The following is a 15946-nucleotide window of genomic DNA, read 5'->3' as shown; positions in this document are numbered from 1 at the left end:
CGTACCATCCCATAGTACCTGATACGCATCACAACCGTTACGCTCAAGGACATGGACCTAGACTGCAGACTGGAGACGACTTTCAATAACCGCCCAGTTTGACTTTCTTCCGCTGTATACTTTTGACTGCTCAAACGGATACACTTTGGTCATTCGCAGACCCGCCCTGGCAAGGAGATTATCATACTCCATTTCGGTTCGTTCACGCCCTCTGAGCAACAGTAACATGCTGACGTCACTGGCTACGGTTACGGGTGCATCAAGAGCCTTTTCCGGCATAATCTGTTCGATAATCAGCAAAACGCTGCCTGAATCCATTGCCGCCCGGCAATTTTCAAGCACCGAAAGCGCTTTCTGGTCATCCCAGTCATGAATAATGTTGGACAACACATACAGGTGAGCTCCATTAGGAACAGGATCAAGGAAGAAATCGCCCGCGACCACCTGACACTGTTCCGAAAGCCCTTTCTCAGCGAAATAGCGACGCGCCTCTTCAATTACAGCCGGTGCATCAAATACTGTAGCCGATATATCGGAATACGCCTCTGCCAGTACCGCAGCCAGGGCACCGTTCCCTCCACCAACATCAACAACGGAACCATAGCCAGAGAAATCATAGGTCTGGACGACATTAGCAACCCGATCAGCCACACCCTGACGCATCAGTTCATTGAAGAGAGTCCCCAGATGCGGGTTGTGTGAGAAATAATCAAAAAATGACATCCCGAAAACATGATCAAAGCCCGGCTCTCCAGTCTGAACCGCATAGGATATCCCCTGAGCTGCAGGATAGCTCACTTCCCCGATGTAGTGAATTCTATTAGAAAGCGAATCAGGGTGATCATGGCGAAGCAATTCCCCTAATGCAGACACCTCAAAACACCCATCTTCTCGCTGAACAAGAATGTTGATCACAACAAGCATGCGAAGAAAGCGATTTAGTGCTGAAACATCTGCATCAAGAATGGCCGAGAGCTCCGGAACCGTGATGATGCCGGCATGCAGGTGATCAACAATCCGAAGTTTCACTGCCGTATAGAGCAACTGGGTCAACATGAAACCGCCCGACATTTCCCGGAGCACTTCGTATGGCGTTTTTGAGGATGAGTTCATGGTCATGTGGTTTAAGCCATTATGTTATCTGGATTTCAAAGAATAAAGCGAGGATTCATTCCCAGCCTGGCAGACTCTCCATCGGCAATGCCGTAGAGTATCAGCCTGAAGCGTTCAACCCTGCCGGATCGCATTGCTTCGAGCCAGAGCATAAACAGATAAATCTTTTTATTGATGTTGCGCTCCAGCCTGTTGTGCGGCCGCACAAAGTGTTCGAAATACGCCCCATTGCGCGCAGCATAATACACACGGAAATCTCCTTCCCCGCGAAGCCATGATCGGAAGGATGAGTCCTTTTTCTCTTTGAGATTCCATGAAGTTTCAAGGTCGGTCAACCCTGCACCAGTTATCAATATGTTGGAGCCTCCGGCATGCGTGATCCGAAAGGAGAATTCAGAATCATCTCCATAGAGTACAAAGCGGGTATCGGGATACCCATGCTTTTCAAGAACAGAAACATGAAACAGCATGCCACTGTAGGGAGCAATATCCATGCGCATCATTGCCGGCATCGGTACCCTCGCCGCCAACAAACGAAACCATGGTGTCCGCCTCCAGAACTTGAAGGGGATATCGGCCAGATGAAACCCTAAAAAGCTGCCCGGCTTCGGATTGGCTCTCTTTTCCCCAAGTCCGGCAAGCACATCGGCATGATGGTCGGGACGACAGGCCAGAACGGAGAGACGGTCAGGAGCGATGGAACCGGCACACTCCAAATATCCGGCTATGAGTATGGAGAGTGCCCCCTCGCCAATGACATTATCATCATCAAGAAGAAACAGGAATTCTGCGCCCATCTCTACAGCCTTTGCCATACCGGCCTTATAGGCATTGGCGGATCCGGTATTCGAGCAAAAGGCAACACATGTAACCCAGTCACCGTACTGTTTACTCAAATGCTCTTCAACGGGGTCATCTGAAGCATTATTGACGACTATGGCATGCGCAACCCCCTCGCGAAATGCAGAAGCCAATGTTTGGGCAAGCAGATTGAGCCGGTGTCCGTAGGTCACCGTTACCAGAAAAAGGTTCCGCATAAAAACAGGATGACGTTGCCGGGACAAGGAGATCAGGATCCGGGATATGCCACACTCAAACCCATACGATATCTTATCGGCTGTGGAGCACCCTGAATGCAGTGGGACCAAAGACAAAACGCCGCATCCGCCTGGGAGGCGCTGTTACAATTGAGGCACACACCCTGAGCATACCGACAAACATAGCGCTATTGCGCACAGCACCAGATTCCCTGTAGATCCGGTGCATCCAGTGATGCAGGAATGGCATATCAAAACGGCGTAACCCCTCATGCAGAACATCAAAAATAAACAGTGACACGGCATTTCGCTGTACAGCTTTACTCACCGGCATATGCTGAGCTGCCTGCAATGTCTCCCAGGAGAGAAGCCGGCACTTGTCTGTCATCTGCACCAAAATGGAGGTTTCAGAACCCACACGATACACAACAAGCACCTTGTTCAGATAACCCAGTTTCCCTGAACAGCCCAGACGCAGATGCACAAGATAGTCCAGAAAATGAGCATGAGGCACTACCCGCTCTCTGTACCTGCTCCGGTAACAGAGACTGCTGTTGTTCAGAAAGTTTCCCTCAGCAAGAAGAAACCCAAGATCAAAAACCTCAGGAATGTGATCGTTGAAAACACCGAGAAACTTATGATCATCAGTGAGTACCAGCGCATTGCAGTAAACGGCAACACACTCCTGATGAGCATCGAGAAAATCAGCCTGAAGCTGAAGTTTCCAGGGCATCCAGTAATCATCACCATCAATATGGGCGAGGTACTCGCCCCTGGCCTGAAAATGGACATCACGATAATTTTGAGAGGGACCAACATTCTCTTCATGAAACAAGACCTTCACCAGATCCGGATACCTTAGCGCAAACTCACGGATGATGGCGCGTGAGCCATCGGTAGACGCATCGTCTCCAACGATTATTTCATAATCAAAGGATGTCTGCTGATCCACCAGACTCTGCATGCACTGTCGGATATATTTCTCATGATTGTAGGTAATGAGGCATACTGATACTTTCGGCTTTTTCATGCTCGACTCTTCGATGATCAAGGCTTTGCTCATTTTGGCTCACAAGAGTTCATACCGATACAGCAACTCACTGTGTATGCGGTCTGCTGAATTGAACATCATCACGTCGATGATGGAAAGTCCCGGAACGAACACCTCTCTAAACTGTGGATAGGGATTCAGTGCCGGCTTGAGAAACTGCAGTTCAATCCCTCGTTGCCTAAAGGCATCTTTTGCATAAAGACCTACTCCGCCGATAGCATTTATATAGGTGGTTGCACCCACCCTGCCGCATTCGTCCAACAAGCGGTCCTGCATTGAAAGTCCTTCGGCAACAGGCACATCGGAGAGGACACCAATCTGGGTTGCAATACCTAAATACCCGACAAGAGAGAATATCGAATACTTCAGATATTCAAACAGATTATCACTTTCATTTGCAACGATACGCTCAAGCACAGGATAGGCATCCCTGAAATGGGGTGCTTTGCTATAGGCGACATGGAACTGATGAAGAAGATGGGAACGGTCGTAAGCCGTGGACAACTGTCGATCCCGTATTGCCAGCGAGTGAGAATCTTTTTTCAGAGAGAGGCTGAAGAGAGATTCTTCCCCATTTTTAAGAATGCGGTTGCGATGCACCCAGCCATTCTTGATGAACTGCATATTATCGGCAAGATGGAATCGATCAGCCGCTGCAATTAATTGGAAATAGCCGATATAGGGGAAAAAATAAGGCTGCATACCCGCAAGCTTCATGCCGTTGCCCTCTGCAGAAGAAACACCCTCAGTTTATTGAGTCTCTTCCGAATTTCTGCTGATGCCAGGGAGGAGGCCGAAAGAACGGCAATGCCGACCGCCAAGACCTCAATGAGCTGAAGCCACCGATCAGCGCCAGTGGCCAGCAACAGGGTCACAACCAATCCGGCACACGCACCTGAAGCGAAAATCACAAGCACATCATCTGAAAACCATTTCCGGTTTAGTCCGGGATAAAACTTATGGTGAATCAGGGGAGGAAGAGTCAGGACTCCCAGAAGATTCATGACAAGCCATACATATCCGGCTCCCACCCCCCCATATCTCTCCGCCACCCAGATAACTGATGGAACCAGCACGATGAGACTGCCGATATTCCATATGAAATGCACCCGCAGATCGCCTTTTGCATACTGGAGATAATAGGGAAATGCCCCGACGGCTAAAACACCGTTTCCCAATGCATAAGCCTGTAAAACCGGTGCGGCCTGCCGGGCCAGTTCATGGTCACCTGTCCAGACATACAGCACCCGTTCTGCGCAAAAAACAAGCGTGATGGCTGCCGACCCGGCCACGACTGACACCAGCTGGGTGGCGTTTTTATAGACAAGAATCAACCCTGAGCTGTCTCCCGCTGCATCACATTTTGAGAGCCGCGGCATTATTGCAGAACCTACCGGTGAGCTGATCATTATGACAACGCTGGCAACAAGTACCGCCAGAGTGAAATAGCCATAATCCGCAAGAGGCAGTATTTTTGACAGTACCAATTTGTCCATCTGCGTCGTCAAAATCCAGACACTCGACGTAAAGGCCAGCGTGAGGGAAAAACGAAGCAGCGGACGGATATGACGGATGTCCCAGGAAAGAACCGCTCCTTTTGGTATATCAGGCAATAACCGATAGGCATACAGCATCAGTCCGATCAATTCAATCAAGGCAATGACAAGCTGATAGCCGAAAAAGATCCTCGGCGCCACACCAACAAACAGCAATAATGGGACGACGCCCAAAGATTTGATGGTGGCCAGAAAAGCGTTGAACCCACCAAGCCACGCCAGTTTTTCAGAGCCGACAATGGCACCACGGTACAATCCACCCATCCATCGAAAGGCGATAATGAAGGCCATGGTCCCGATGGCAGCATGAACCTCTGAATACGGCAGCGAGGAAGCTTTCAGCCAGCTATAGGCTATATAGCCAGAAGAGAAAAACAATACACCGCCGCCGATAATGCTTACTCCGAGAAACAGCCCCTCAAGAGCCCTGACAACTCGACGGAAGCTGATGGCATCAATTGAGCCACCGTGAAAACGGGCTGTTTCCCGCTGCATGGTCGGCGTAAGCCCCATGTCCAGCAACATAAACCAGGATTGCAGCAGCGTGTAGAAACCTATCAGACCATAGGCTTCAGCACCCATGTACCTGATGTAGAACGGGACCATCAGAATACCAATTCCAGCCACATAAAACTGGCTGACATAATTGGTGAATATGTTGGCTTTTATCGATGACATAATCCAGGGACCCGCCGCATTACTGCTCTCACCGGGCCTCAGCGGCAAGAACTCCCGGTTGCCAGGAACACTCCCGGATCAAATCAATGATCTTTTCAACTGCCGACATGTCAAGGCCCGGATATATGGGCAGACACAGGATCTGCTGAGCCACCTCAACCGCAACAGGCAGGTTGCTGTGACTTGAAGAAGGGAGAATGCGATACATCGGATAGTCGGAAATCAGCGGGTAGAAATAACGACGGCAGTACACCCCGTGCTCTTTAAGTTTCATATAGAGCTCATCACGGCTGATCCCATATTCCGGACCGACCAGTACAGGAAAGTATGCATAATTGGGAGTGTAGGCGTCCTTATCAACATGATGGCAGCGAATACCCTTGACTCCGGCAAAGCCTTCACGGTACCGTTGATCGATACTTTTCCGACAGGCAATGACCTCATCGATATACTCCAGCTGCAAAAGACCCAGCGCTGCATTGAATTCGCTCATTTTGCCATTGATGCCGGGAGCGACAACGGCCACTTCATCAGCTATTCCGAAATTCTTAAGATCATCGATATGCCGCTTCAACCCTGAAGAACCCGAGACGATGGCGCCGCCTTCAAACGTATTGAATACTTTTGTGGCATGAAAGCTCAGGATGGACAGGTCGCCGTGCTGCAGGATGCTGCCATCTTGATCAGAAACACCAAAGGCATGGGCTGCATCGTAAATAACCCTAAGATTGTAGCGGTCAGCAACCCGCTGGATGGCATGGACGTCGCATGGATGGCCATAGCAATGAACCGGCATGATGGCTGATGTATCGGGAGTAATTGCCGCCTCGATTTTTGACGGATCCAGATTGAACGTATCGGGATCAATGTCTACGAACACCGGTTTGATGCCATTCCAGAGCAGGGAATGCGAAGTTGCGACAAAGGAATACGGCGTAGTGATGACCTCCCCTTTGATTCGCAGGGCCTGCAAGGCCGTAATCAAGCCGATCGTGGCATTTGCGAAAAGCGAAATATGCGTAACGCCCAGATAGCGGGCAAGCGTCGACTCCAACTCTTGATGAAACGGACCGCAGTTGGTAAGCACACGGTTCTCCCATATTCTTTTCATAAAGGGAATCATCTCCTCCAAAGGAGGAAGAAATGGCTGCGTCACATAAATGTTCTTCATCATGCGAAGTTTCATCTGATTGATTTCCGATGCCACAGTCTCAACTTCACCAAGCTCAATACGCATTCCGCCCCATCCAGCCGCTGAATGCTGTAGCAAAAATGATTTTGAGGTCAAGCAGGAAGCTCCAGTTTTTCATGTAGTAGATATCATATTCAACCCGCTTGACCATCTTCTGAAGCGTATCGGTTTCACCCCGATATCCATTGATCTGAGCCCATCCGGTTATGCCCGGTTTGGTTCTGTACCGCTGCATGTATCCGTAGACCTGCTTGGTGTAGAATTCGTTATGCTGAATGGCATGGGGCCTGGGCCCGACTACCGACATATCGCCAGCCAGCACATTGAAGAACTGCGGCAGTTCATCCAGACTTGTCTTGCGTAAAAACGCACCCAGGGGCGTCACCCTGCTGTCATTCACAGTTGCCTGAGTCAACCCGCTTTCTTCACGATGGGTGACCATGGTCCTGAATTTAAGGCACTGAAAGGGCTTTCCCGATATTCCCTGTCTGGCTTGATGGAAAATGATCGGACCCGGAGAGCTCAATTTCACTAGCACGGCAATCAATAGAAGCAGTGGGGAGAGCAACAGGAGAACAAGGAGTGAGAAAAGACGGTCAAAAATTGATTTCAGCAGACGCCCCTGACTTCCGTCAATGGCTGTGGCGTTGAGAAGAAGGCTGGGGTGGCCCATCAGATTCTCTTCCCTGGAGTTCAACAACGCATGCCACCTGATGTCAGGTATCCAGCGGACTGAAACAGGAGATTGTGAAAGCGCCCCAAGCAATGAATCCATACGTTCCATCTTCTCCGGCGACAGCGCCATCCAGACTTCATCAATATTCTGTCCAGCCATCGCATCAAGTATAGACGCTGCCGCACCGTCCTCATAGCCAAGAGTAGAGACGATGGAAAAGCCGAACCCGGGATGCTCGGAAACCGACTGTCGCATATATGCAAGTCTCTCTGCATCACCCACAAGTATGATCCTCCGCAGATCGCAACCATTGCGGCGCAGCCACCGCATGATACCGACTGCAACCAGACGGACGGATACTGCAGTACCGAGCACAAACGAGAGCGTCAACATGAACCAGACACGCGAGAGCGCACCAATTTCATGCATCAGGAATGTGATGGTCAGTGCAGAAAGACCGACCACGAGAATTGAGAGTACAACCGGCTTGACAACCGATAAATAATCGATGCTTCTCCAAGACCTATAACAACCCATGGAGGGATAGATCATGAAAGCAATCAATGGAAAAACATATGCGAGCATCAAGTGGATCCAGCCCTTGGCCTCAAGGGGAACCCCAAGCCATAGACTCCCCGCCACATAAGCCCCGACCAACCATAGCAAGGCATCAAACAGACGAAGGAGCTGTTCTCGAGCCCAATGACCCATCATTGAGCGCAAAACGCCCACCAATAACGCCTTAAGATGCTCTCCACCAGAAAGAATCCTTAATTCAGGAATCTTCCCAACCGCATGCACACCCCCATCCATATCCTTGATGCTTTCAGGTTGCAAAAAAGGGGGGGGGAAATCAGCCACGATCATCATGGCAATGTCTCACTTGAATCAGGGGGGAGATACGGTTACAGCCGGGGGGAGGAAGGGAAATGCAGCTAGGTCAGCAGCAAAGGGTCTTCTTCATAGACTCCATTTCCGTATTTACCAAGATAGCCTTTTCGGCTCAGCTCAGGGGTGGCAATGAGCGCAACACCCAACAGAGCGTCTTTCACGGCAGGATCGGCAATAATGCTCTGTAACATTTTTCTTTCTGTGTACTGCAGTCTTGAAACCAGAACGACCCCATCAGTCAAAGCTGAGATCTGTGATGCATCACTCAGGAAAAACGGCGGACAGTCGAGCAGGATGCAGTCAAAACGTTTCCGCATAACAGACAGCAGACCCTGCATTTTCTTTGAAGCAAGAAGCTCACTTGAACCCGATACATTTAAACCGGCACTCAGCAGGAAAAGATTCTCCATCCGGGTGTTCTGAATATTCGGAACGCACGAGTCCCCGTCACTACTAAGAAGATAATCGGTCAACCCGGGCCCCCTTAAACAGTTCAGCTTTACATGCTGGGATGGTCTGCGGAGATCGCAATCGATGATGAGGGTTTTCTTGCCGACCAGCGCATACGCCATACCAAGATTCAGGCAGACCGTAGATTTTCCTTCCCACATCGCAGTTCCGGAAATCAAGATTGACTGTGGAGGAGAGCCTTGGCGGCTGTATTGAATCGATGTCCTCAGAATTCGGATGCTTTCAGCAAAAGACGAGGTCAAGTTGTCGGTAATAAGCGGGATCAACTGGGCAGCATCTTCCCGACCGGAGGGCGACTGTCGGGATGAAGCATCGGGGAGCAGTTTACCGAAAGAGTTGCCCACATGGCTGAGCATCCGACTCGATCCAGAAGGCGGAACGGCTGGATTCCTGGCGGAACCAACTGTTGGAATGACAGAAAGCGGCCTCAGCCCGATCTCGTCATACAGACACTCGTCCTGAAGGGTGCCATCCATTGCTTCTTCGATGTATGCATACCCGATGGCCAGCATGCCACCAAAAAGCACTCCAAGAAGAAGGCTTTTCAGCAAGGAGGGTGATTCAGGGAAAAAGGGACGAAACGCAGCACCTATAAGGGATACGCCACCAACCTCAGAACCAAGGAAAATGCTTGTTTCATCAAACTTCTGTTTGAGTTCCGCATAGGTCTTACCAGCAACGTTGCGATCCCGTTCAAGCTTCAGGTACTCCTGCTGTTTGTTTGGAAGCGACGACAGCTGTTGTTCATAATATTGCCGGATTCGGGATAATTCTCCTGCCCGGAACTGCAGTTCATTAAGCTTTCTCTCAATCTGGAGCTTTTCGGAAACCATATCGAATCCGAACTTTTTAGCTCTTCCTGCATAGCCGATTTCACCGGCGATCTGGCTTCTTTGAAGGGTTGCGTACCGTGACTTGACCTCCTCAAGCCGGACCTTTGCCGCCCTCACCGCAGGATCATCTGCGCCCTTCTGCTTGAGCAGTGCTACATAACTGCTCTCCAAACCGCGAATTTCATCCATGATAGCGCCGAGCTTTGAGTTGACCGTCTGCTCGATCTGCGAACCAATAGCCTTGTCGGATTCAGAAAGCCGCTGTTCAAGGAAGCGCAACGTGTTACCTACCGTATGATACTCAGCTTGAATGGTATTGTACTGTGCATCAGCCTCAACCAGTTTGTCGAGCAGCTGCTGGGTGTTGCCTGATACCTCATAGATTTCATTGTGGGTCATAAACAGAGAAAGCGCTCGATCTGCTTCATCGACTTTACTCTGCTGCTCGACCAGGCTTTTTGCGATATAGCTGTTAGCCTGAGCATATTTCTCGGAATTCCTGGAAATATCGGCTTGCCGATAAACTTCGCATATCGTGTTTGTCAAGAGTTCTGCTTCATCAGCAAACGGGCTTGCCACAGAGATGTTCAGCATATTCGTATCCTTTACCGGCTCCACCCGAATCCGCTTTGTGAGCAATAAACATCGTTGACGAAGCAGCTCCTCCTTGCTGAGGCCATCAGTTTCAGAGGGGAACGCATTACCGATACTCGATGGCTGGAGTTTCGTGAACAGAGCCATGAGGGGAGAAGTATAGTCCCTGCTCCCGAAAAGCTCAAGTGGCTTTCCTTTCAGGTTCCGCTCCAGCTGCTCAATGGTGAGCCGTGCGATCGGCATTGACTTGAAAAGAGCAATATCTTTCTTTGAAGCATTGATGTCCATGCCGGCTTCCGGGCCGAGAATCGTCTGCAAAAGATCGTTTGATTGTTTGTCCTCTTTGATCATGACAACGGACACAGCATGATACTCGGGGGTTTTAAACAAATAAAACAGCATGGCCACGACTAGAGTCCCGACCATCAAGACAATCATACCTGCGCCCCGGCGATGAACGATCCGGAACAGTTCATCCATCGTCATCTCGTTTTTTCTGCGAACTCTATGACCGCCGGGCGAAAACATCGAGCCGGCCAGATGCTTCACAGGCGTCGTTTCGTTGTTCATGCGTTCAGTTTTGAAGAATAGCGAAAATGCTGAACCCCGCAGCGGCAGTTCCGATTACGGTAGCAATTTTTTCCAGCCCGACTTTCTTTTTGTCGGGAATGAATATGGTATCATTCGGACGAAGAGTGATAAAGTCCGCCCTATTGCCTGTTTTGAAATACTCTTTGAGGTTAATCTTGTAAGACTGCTTGCCTTGTGCATCTGGCTCTTGACGGGCCACAACAACTTTTTTCATGTTAGCCCTATCGGTCTGTCCTCCCGCTAAAGCCACCACCGTTGAAAAATCCGCATTTTCACGTACGACGATCTGACCGGGTTTGTGAACTTCTCCAAGCACATTGACCATCATCAGGATATTGCCGTTATCGTCGGTGAAATAGGAGTTCGGCTGAATGGGATAATTCGGACCGGCAAGCGGATTGTATTCCGGCCGTGTGGTTGACTCCTGCTGTTCATTGAACAAAGGACTTGTCGTTGACTGCGCGCCGTATGTCTCAGCGTTGGCCTCACCGCCTCCGGTGGAAAACTTCACACACTGCACCAATACCATAAAGACCAGCAACATCCTTAAAACGCTCATGATGACCTGCCTGTGATTTAATGACCAGAAACCATACATATCAGCGATCTAGACTATAATTCCGCAAATGCTTCGCAGCCTTCAGTTACACTGAATGCCGTTGTCTGTTGAAAATGCAACCCAATGACAGATGAGGCCGAAACATGACCGTCGCTTACACGGTTCATATGCAAAGACCATGCCAACCATCTTCTGTGAACAAGCAATAAATGCTTGATACAACAACGGCAGACATCGGAAGCAGCACCTCATCATAATCAGATGCCAAGGCAATTGGCATCGAGGTGACACATCAGAAACGTTATGAGACAATGGCGAGACTGTGGATGAATATGAGACGAAGAATGGAAGATGAGAATCCGCGCAAAGGGAACTCATGCAAGAATTTGAGTCGTGGCTAAAATGAGGAGGAAGGCCGGTACGGGGGAATGACCGGACGGAGTGATGAGTCACCGGATGGTAATGGAATCGGGAGCAAACTTTACATTATTCCCAGCAAAAACAAAAGCACTGGCTGATCCGCCGACGCTTGATGCAAATGCATTGGCCAGTGAAATGTCATATGCATTTTCGTTCTGGAAGGACACGGACACAAATGGGCTTGTCAGTCCGACAGCCGTGGGGTTGAACCCGGAAAAGTTGTATGCCTGACCCGCTGCGGTCCCGGCGCCAACGGTCATCAACTGCACAGCCTCAAGCTGCTGGAGTTCAAACCCCGCGGCCTCAGCTGACGATCCTGTATGCATACACAGCCCTGCGACGGCTACTGCACCTGCAATCATGGATTTTGCTTTCATTTTTTTCTCCTCCGTTATTGACATTAATCAGAGCGACAGAGACCTCACTTTTCCCCCTTCCGGGTAGTTGATTCATATTTTTTTCCCACAGCGCCTCCGTTGGCAGCACCATCAACAACATCTTTATCGTCCTTAACTCGTGAAGCAATTGAAGATCGACCGAAACACTGCGCAAGATTGATCTCCGATGCCGCCTCATCCTCAATGACGATCAGAAAAGTACATCCGACAAGCGCAGTAGGAGCAGTCACACCGCCGGTAGCTGAAAGACCTGACGACAATCCAGTCAAAGCACCGAGCGGACCGTTTATCAAACCTGACACCACCGGTGCGACAGACATCCCCCGGCTTTTTGAATCCACGCCAACGGCATAGGAAATCAGATCGGGAACCGACAGGAGCAGTAAATTATAGCCCTACAGTTCCTTCGAAAAGGATGCATAATGGGTGGCATCATAAATGACGGAGGGCAGATCCACTTCATCAGAGGACTTTTTTCGGCTCTGGACCGTAAGAGAACCGACTACTTTTCCATGGGCCAGACCATTGAAGTCATATTTGATCTTCCGGTTTTTGAGCTTCTTTTTTCCGGGCAGCTTTTCACCGTTGTAAATCACCTTGGTGTTGCCGCTCTTCCCGATTTCTACATCGTGCAGCATCGTGGAAAAAAAATACTGGGAAAGAACCGGAAGGCCGGCAATCTGTGCCGGTTTACCCATCAGGCTGAACAGTGTCGGCGAGATGACGGGAGCAGAAACGGTTCCTGGCATATAGGGTTGCATTTTCGATGCCTCGAATGTCATGTCGACAAAACTTGAGCCAACGGCATCAGTAATGGTCGATGTCGCCTGGCTTTCAGCTTGGGCAAATGCCGTATTCGAGAACCCACAGCAGGCAAGCGTTGCAATAGCAATAATTTTTTTCATGTTTTCTCACTTGTTACAAGACCATCATGAGATGACGCTCCTCCAGGCCTTCAATGAAACTGCGAACCGGAATCAGAAATGGAAAAACTGCATCCACAGATTGTAAACCGCACCCATCCCCGAAATATTGACTGAGGAGACCCCGACGGCCGTTGTCACGGTACTGGTTGAAATGTCTTCCGCTTCAGCAATATTTGTAAGCAGAATAAGTGCCAAAGAGGCTACTGCGATTATCTTTTTCATTGTTGCTCCGTTATGATTGGATGACACGCCATTATATAATCAAGGCTCCTGGCTGTGAACCCGGAGCCTTGTACCCTCGTTGCGAGTTATTCCGAGAATCAGAAGCTGATCATCTGGGCATTCAGAAGCGATGCCGCTGAAGAACCGCCAAACCATGAAGAAGTCTGCGCCTGAGCACCAGAAATGGCGTTCACGCTGGTATTCAGATCAGTCAGACTGAAAGCCGATGAACTGCTTCCGGGGTTGAACCATCCACCATTGGTAGACTCATTCATGCTGACAATCTGAAATGCACTGTTGTTCACATTTGCAAAGTTCCCTGCAATTCCACTTGCGGCTGCGAACCCGTTGGAGTTCAGACCGACAGATGAAATCTGTGCAAGCTCACCTGCAAACGAGGTGGAAGTACCCAGCGCCATTGCGGCGGCAAAAGCAACAGCTGCAATTGTCTTTTTCATAATAATCTCCTGTTGATTGATGTTTGATTTGACTGTGATGATGTTGTTGTCGTTGATGCAACACTAAATCCGGCCGAGTACCTCAAAATCCGCTCCATCTCCAGCTTCATAAAGCGGAGCCTGGCATAGGGAAGAGAAACCATGCTGGATTAAGTCCATCAAGTACAACTCATACATATCTCGTGCCAACACAAAGCATGGTTCATAACAAACAATATCATAATCACTTATTGACAATGCCCGATAGAGAGCCCAGCCGAACCGCCGGAACATGTCTCAATACATATCAACCCTGTCTCAAGAAAGGAACGGATAGCGTTTCGCTATGAGATAACACCGGAGGCCGGATATACAGAAGGATTGGAATGAAGGATGTTGAGGAATGAAGGATGTTGAGGCAGGAAATATGATGGAGAATCTCATGAAACAGACATGCCTGCGAGTCGCCCGGGCAGGAATAAGAAAGGGCCTTCCTATGCAGGTGAAGGGATTTCCCATGCTCACAAAAAACTTTTTTTCCACAAAGAACCATGACGTGGCCATCGGGCGCAGCAGAGGAACGAAGATCATTTATAACGGAGCTGACGTCAGGAAACGGAAAGGAGTGAAAGAGCGGCAAATCTCATTCAACTTCTATGGCCTGTCCGAGGGAGAGATTGTCGGCTCAATAACGATCCAGAGCAAAAAGAACAAAGCCGATGAAGTCGACTTTCCGACCCTTATACATGACGCCGCAAATTATATCGAAAACGTTAAAGAGCTGAAGGGATACAACATCACCCTCCTCAGCCTTACGGAAGCATTGACCTATTCACTGGGCGTCGATACCCGGGCAACAGGCTTTGCCCTCTCGCCTTTCGTATCGGGATTCGTGAACGGGCCGGCAGGCGTTCTGGCCGGTGCGGCAAGCGGAGTATCAAAAAGCGGAGGCATCACCGTTCCAACGGCAACCATCGGGGGAACATTCCTGGTGCTGATCGACAGTGAAAAAAGCAGAACCGTTAATATCAGCGGGAACTACAGGGTCAACGCTCCACAGACCGCCGAAGGCGAAGAAAACGGCAACAACAGGAAAAAATTCGAGGCCGAGAAGGAAAAACCGTCCGAATGAGACCGAAAAACCAGTAACAGCAGAGAACATGAAAAAGGCCGGAATGCTTACCGGCCTTTTTCTGTTTAAAACCACATTACCGCCGAGAGAGCGAGAGAGAGAGACGCAGACAATAGCGAGCTCTGTCTCTCGCTCTCTCTGAATGCACTGCAAGAAAAAGACGAGTGAAGCATCAGACACAACACCATAGCCTGCGCCACTTCATCCTGCTGGTTACGCTGCTTTACCTGTTGCCGGTGCTGGCTGTGCTTGGAGGGGTGGTGCCGTTTTCACTGCGCTCGGCGATGCTGCTGCTGATGTTTGCGTTCGCCCTCATGTACTCCCACCGGCATGGGCACACAGCAGGAGAGCTGGGGCTCCGGACCTCGAACCTGCCGAAAGCCATCGGCGTAAACATTCTGGCAGGCATCGCGGGTGCGGGACTGGTCATCCTGCTTCCGATCCCCGGCATGCCGGAACAAAGCCTCAAGACGCCTGCCGTGGCGTTTTTTTTCTTCTACATCCTCATCTCAAGCCCTGTCCAGGAGTTCCTGTTCCGCTCATTCCTCTTTGCCGAGATGCAACGGTGCGGCATCGGGAGCCCGCTCCTCCAGGTGATGATTTCAGCGGTTCTGTTTGCCTTCCTGCACGCCGTCTACCTTGATCCGCTGACCGGCCTGCTGAGCTTTGCCGCCGGCATCATGTGGAGCATCATTTACCAACGCATACCCAACCTTGCCGGAGTCTCTCTGTCGCACGCGATAATCGGCATCATGGCCATCATGTCGGGCATTGCAAGGAAGATCTAGCCGAGCACCTTCTCCACTTCGGCCTTGAGCTGGGGATACGGGACAGCTCCAGCGGTGCTCCATTTCTTCTCTCCGTCCTTGAAGAGCATGAGTGCGGGAATGCCCTGCACATGAAAGCGCGAGGCTGCTGCCGGCTGTTCATCGACGTTGACCTTCACCACCCTCAGCCGCCCCTTGAACTCCGCGGCGAGTTTCCTGACGGAGGGAGCCACCATTTTGCAGGGCCCGCACCAGGCGGCCCAGAAGTCGACGAATACAGGGGTGGTGCTAGTCCTTATGAGATCTTCGAGCGAGGTTGCCATAATCGTAACTGTCGGGTGTCAGGGGGTTCTTTGCAAGCACTGAAGGTGTAAACGAAACTGGTGCCGCCGGGGTTCCCCC

Annotated in this window: 17 protein-coding genes; 2 read left to right on the top strand and 15 right to left on the bottom strand. The window is 50.3% G+C overall.

Annotated elements, in window-relative coordinates:
* Positions 1–57 precede the first annotated feature (57 nt).
* The 14 genes from PLUT_RS04045 to PLUT_RS03985 all read right to left on the bottom strand — a co-directional run bounded on the left by PLUT_RS04045 (position 58) and on the right by PLUT_RS03985 (position 13666).
* Positions 58–1113 (bottom strand): methyltransferase, encoded by a 1056-nt coding sequence (locus PLUT_RS04045; RefSeq protein ID WP_162010062.1) that lies wholly within the window; start codon positions 1111–1113, stop codon positions 58–60.
* 35 nt (positions 1114–1148) lie between these two features.
* A complete protein-coding gene (locus tag PLUT_RS04040; protein WP_157858133.1) occupies positions 1149–2126 on the bottom strand; it encodes a glycosyltransferase in 978 nt (325 codons plus the stop codon).
* 97 nt (positions 2127–2223) lie between these two features.
* Complete coding sequence (locus PLUT_RS11425) at positions 2224–3213, bottom strand: glycosyltransferase family 2 protein (RefSeq protein WP_011357516.1); 990 nt, start codon at positions 3211–3213, stop codon at positions 2224–2226.
* Between the two features lie 6 nt (positions 3214–3219).
* Positions 3220–3918, bottom strand: coding sequence for a WbqC family protein (locus PLUT_RS04025; RefSeq protein ID WP_011357515.1), 699 nt, complete (start codon positions 3916–3918; stop codon positions 3220–3222).
* The gene (locus tag PLUT_RS04020) at positions 3915–5435 is read right to left on the bottom strand and encodes an oligosaccharide flippase family protein (protein ID WP_011357514.1); all 1521 of its coding nucleotides are present in this window, start codon (positions 5433–5435) and stop codon (positions 3915–3917) included. Before PLUT_RS04020 ends, PLUT_RS04025 begins: the two co-directional genes overlap by 4 nt.
* A 28-nt stretch (positions 5436–5463) precedes the next feature.
* Complete coding sequence (locus PLUT_RS04015) at positions 5464–6621, bottom strand: DegT/DnrJ/EryC1/StrS family aminotransferase (RefSeq protein WP_049752415.1); 1158 nt, start codon at positions 6619–6621, stop codon at positions 5464–5466.
* Positions 6622–6661: 40 nt separating this feature from the next.
* On the bottom strand, positions 6662–8173 hold the full coding sequence (locus PLUT_RS04010; RefSeq protein ID WP_238974620.1) for an undecaprenyl-phosphate glucose phosphotransferase: 1512 nt from the start codon (positions 8171–8173) through the stop codon (positions 6662–6664).
* Between the two features lie 65 nt (positions 8174–8238).
* Entirely contained in the window at positions 8239–10662 is a 2424-nt protein-coding gene (locus tag PLUT_RS04005; RefSeq protein ID WP_157858132.1) for a GumC family protein, read from the bottom strand.
* Between the two features lie 4 nt (positions 10663–10666).
* Positions 10667–11242: a polysaccharide biosynthesis/export family protein gene (locus PLUT_RS04000; protein WP_011357510.1), complete on the bottom strand. Its 576-nt coding sequence runs from the start codon at positions 11240–11242 to the stop codon at positions 10667–10669.
* 449 nt (positions 11243–11691) lie between these two features.
* Entirely contained in the window at positions 11692–12039 is a 348-nt protein-coding gene (locus PLUT_RS03995; protein WP_157858131.1) for a hypothetical protein, read from the bottom strand.
* A 44-nt stretch (positions 12040–12083) separates the two neighbouring features.
* The gene (locus tag PLUT_RS11685) at positions 12084–12380 is read right to left on the bottom strand and encodes a hypothetical protein (protein ID WP_157858130.1); all 297 of its coding nucleotides are present in this window, start codon (positions 12378–12380) and stop codon (positions 12084–12086) included.
* Positions 12381–12455: 75 nt separating this feature from the next.
* Positions 12456–12965 carry a hypothetical protein gene (locus PLUT_RS11065; RefSeq protein ID WP_049752347.1) on the bottom strand — a complete coding sequence of 170 codons (510 nt, stop codon included), beginning with the start codon at positions 12963–12965 and terminating at the stop codon, positions 12456–12458.
* Positions 12966–13037: 72 nt separating this feature from the next.
* Positions 13038–13208 carry a hypothetical protein gene (locus PLUT_RS11680; protein WP_157858129.1) on the bottom strand — a complete coding sequence of 57 codons (171 nt, stop codon included), beginning with the start codon at positions 13206–13208 and terminating at the stop codon, positions 13038–13040.
* 98 nt (positions 13209–13306) lie between these two features.
* The gene (locus PLUT_RS03985; protein ID WP_011357508.1) at positions 13307–13666 is read right to left on the bottom strand and encodes a hypothetical protein; all 360 of its coding nucleotides are present in this window, start codon (positions 13664–13666) and stop codon (positions 13307–13309) included.
* A 421-nt stretch (positions 13667–14087) separates the two neighbouring features.
* Between PLUT_RS03985 and PLUT_RS03980 the strand changes: the two genes are divergently transcribed.
* Both PLUT_RS03980 and PLUT_RS03975 read left to right on the top strand, forming a co-directional pair.
* A complete protein-coding gene (locus PLUT_RS03980) occupies positions 14088–14777 on the top strand; it encodes a hypothetical protein (RefSeq protein ID WP_011357507.1) in 690 nt (229 codons plus the stop codon).
* Between the two features lie 164 nt (positions 14778–14941).
* A complete protein-coding gene (locus tag PLUT_RS03975) occupies positions 14942–15565 on the top strand; it encodes a CPBP family intramembrane glutamic endopeptidase (protein ID WP_011357506.1) in 624 nt (207 codons plus the stop codon).
* On the opposite strand, the gene trxA is transcribed toward PLUT_RS03975, so the two are convergent.
* Positions 15562–15867: a thioredoxin gene (gene trxA / locus PLUT_RS03970; protein WP_011357505.1), complete on the bottom strand. Its 306-nt coding sequence runs from the start codon at positions 15865–15867 to the stop codon at positions 15562–15564. The genes PLUT_RS03975 and trxA overlap by 4 nt on opposite strands.
* Positions 15868–15946: the final 79 nt, after the last annotated feature.

It is taken from the genome of Pelodictyon luteolum DSM 273, assembly GCF_000012485.1.
GTDB lineage: Bacteria > Bacteroidota > Chlorobiia > Chlorobiales > Chlorobiaceae > Chlorobium > Chlorobium luteolum.
The sequence above is the reverse complement of the archived record's forward strand: the minus strand, read 5'-3'. Positions and strand labels throughout refer to the sequence as shown.

Bases quoted from the DNA above. Each gene is read 5' to 3' on its own strand.
- PLUT_RS04000 (WP_011357510.1), bottom strand. From the start codon at position 11,242: ATGAGCGTTTTAAGGATGTTGCTGGTCTTTATGGTATTGGTGCAGTGT.
- PLUT_RS04020 (WP_011357514.1), bottom strand. From the start codon at position 5,435: ATGTCATCGATAAAAGCCAACATATTCACCAATTATGTCAGCCAGTTT.
- PLUT_RS03985 (WP_011357508.1), bottom strand. From the start codon at position 13,666: ATGAAAAAGACAATTGCAGCTGTTGCTTTTGCCGCCGCAATGGCGCTG.
- PLUT_RS03980 (WP_011357507.1), top strand. From the start codon at position 14,088: ATGAAACAGACATGCCTGCGAGTCGCCCGGGCAGGAATAAGAAAGGGC.
- PLUT_RS11685 (WP_157858130.1), bottom strand. From the start codon at position 12,380: ATGTCTGTCGCACCGGTGGTGTCAGGTTTGATAAACGGTCCGCTCGGT.
- PLUT_RS04015 (WP_049752415.1), bottom strand. From the start codon at position 6,621: ATGAAACTTCGCATGATGAAGAACATTTATGTGACGCAGCCATTTCTT.
- PLUT_RS11065 (WP_049752347.1), bottom strand. From the start codon at position 12,965: ATGAAAAAAATTATTGCTATTGCAACGCTTGCCTGCTGTGGGTTCTCG.
- PLUT_RS04025 (WP_011357515.1), bottom strand. From the start codon at position 3,918: ATGAAGCTTGCGGGTATGCAGCCTTATTTTTTCCCCTATATCGGCTAT.
- PLUT_RS11425 (WP_011357516.1), bottom strand. From the start codon at position 3,213: ATGAGCAAAGCCTTGATCATCGAAGAGTCGAGCATGAAAAAGCCGAAA.
- trxA (WP_011357505.1), bottom strand. From the start codon at position 15,867: ATGGCAACCTCGCTCGAAGATCTCATAAGGACTAGCACCACCCCTGTA.
- PLUT_RS11680 (WP_157858129.1), bottom strand. From the start codon at position 13,208: ATGAAAAAGATAATCGCAGTAGCCTCTTTGGCACTTATTCTGCTTACA.
- PLUT_RS04045 (WP_162010062.1), bottom strand. From the start codon at position 1,113: ATGAACTCATCCTCAAAAACGCCATACGAAGTGCTCCGGGAAATGTCG.
- PLUT_RS03995 (WP_157858131.1), bottom strand. From the start codon at position 12,039: ATGAAAGCAAAATCCATGATTGCAGGTGCAGTAGCCGTCGCAGGGCTG.
- PLUT_RS04005 (WP_157858132.1), bottom strand. From the start codon at position 10,662: ATGAACAACGAAACGACGCCTGTGAAGCATCTGGCCGGCTCGATGTTT.
- PLUT_RS04010 (WP_238974620.1), bottom strand. From the start codon at position 8,173: ATGATGATCGTGGCTGATTTCCCCCCCCCTTTTTTGCAACCTGAAAGC.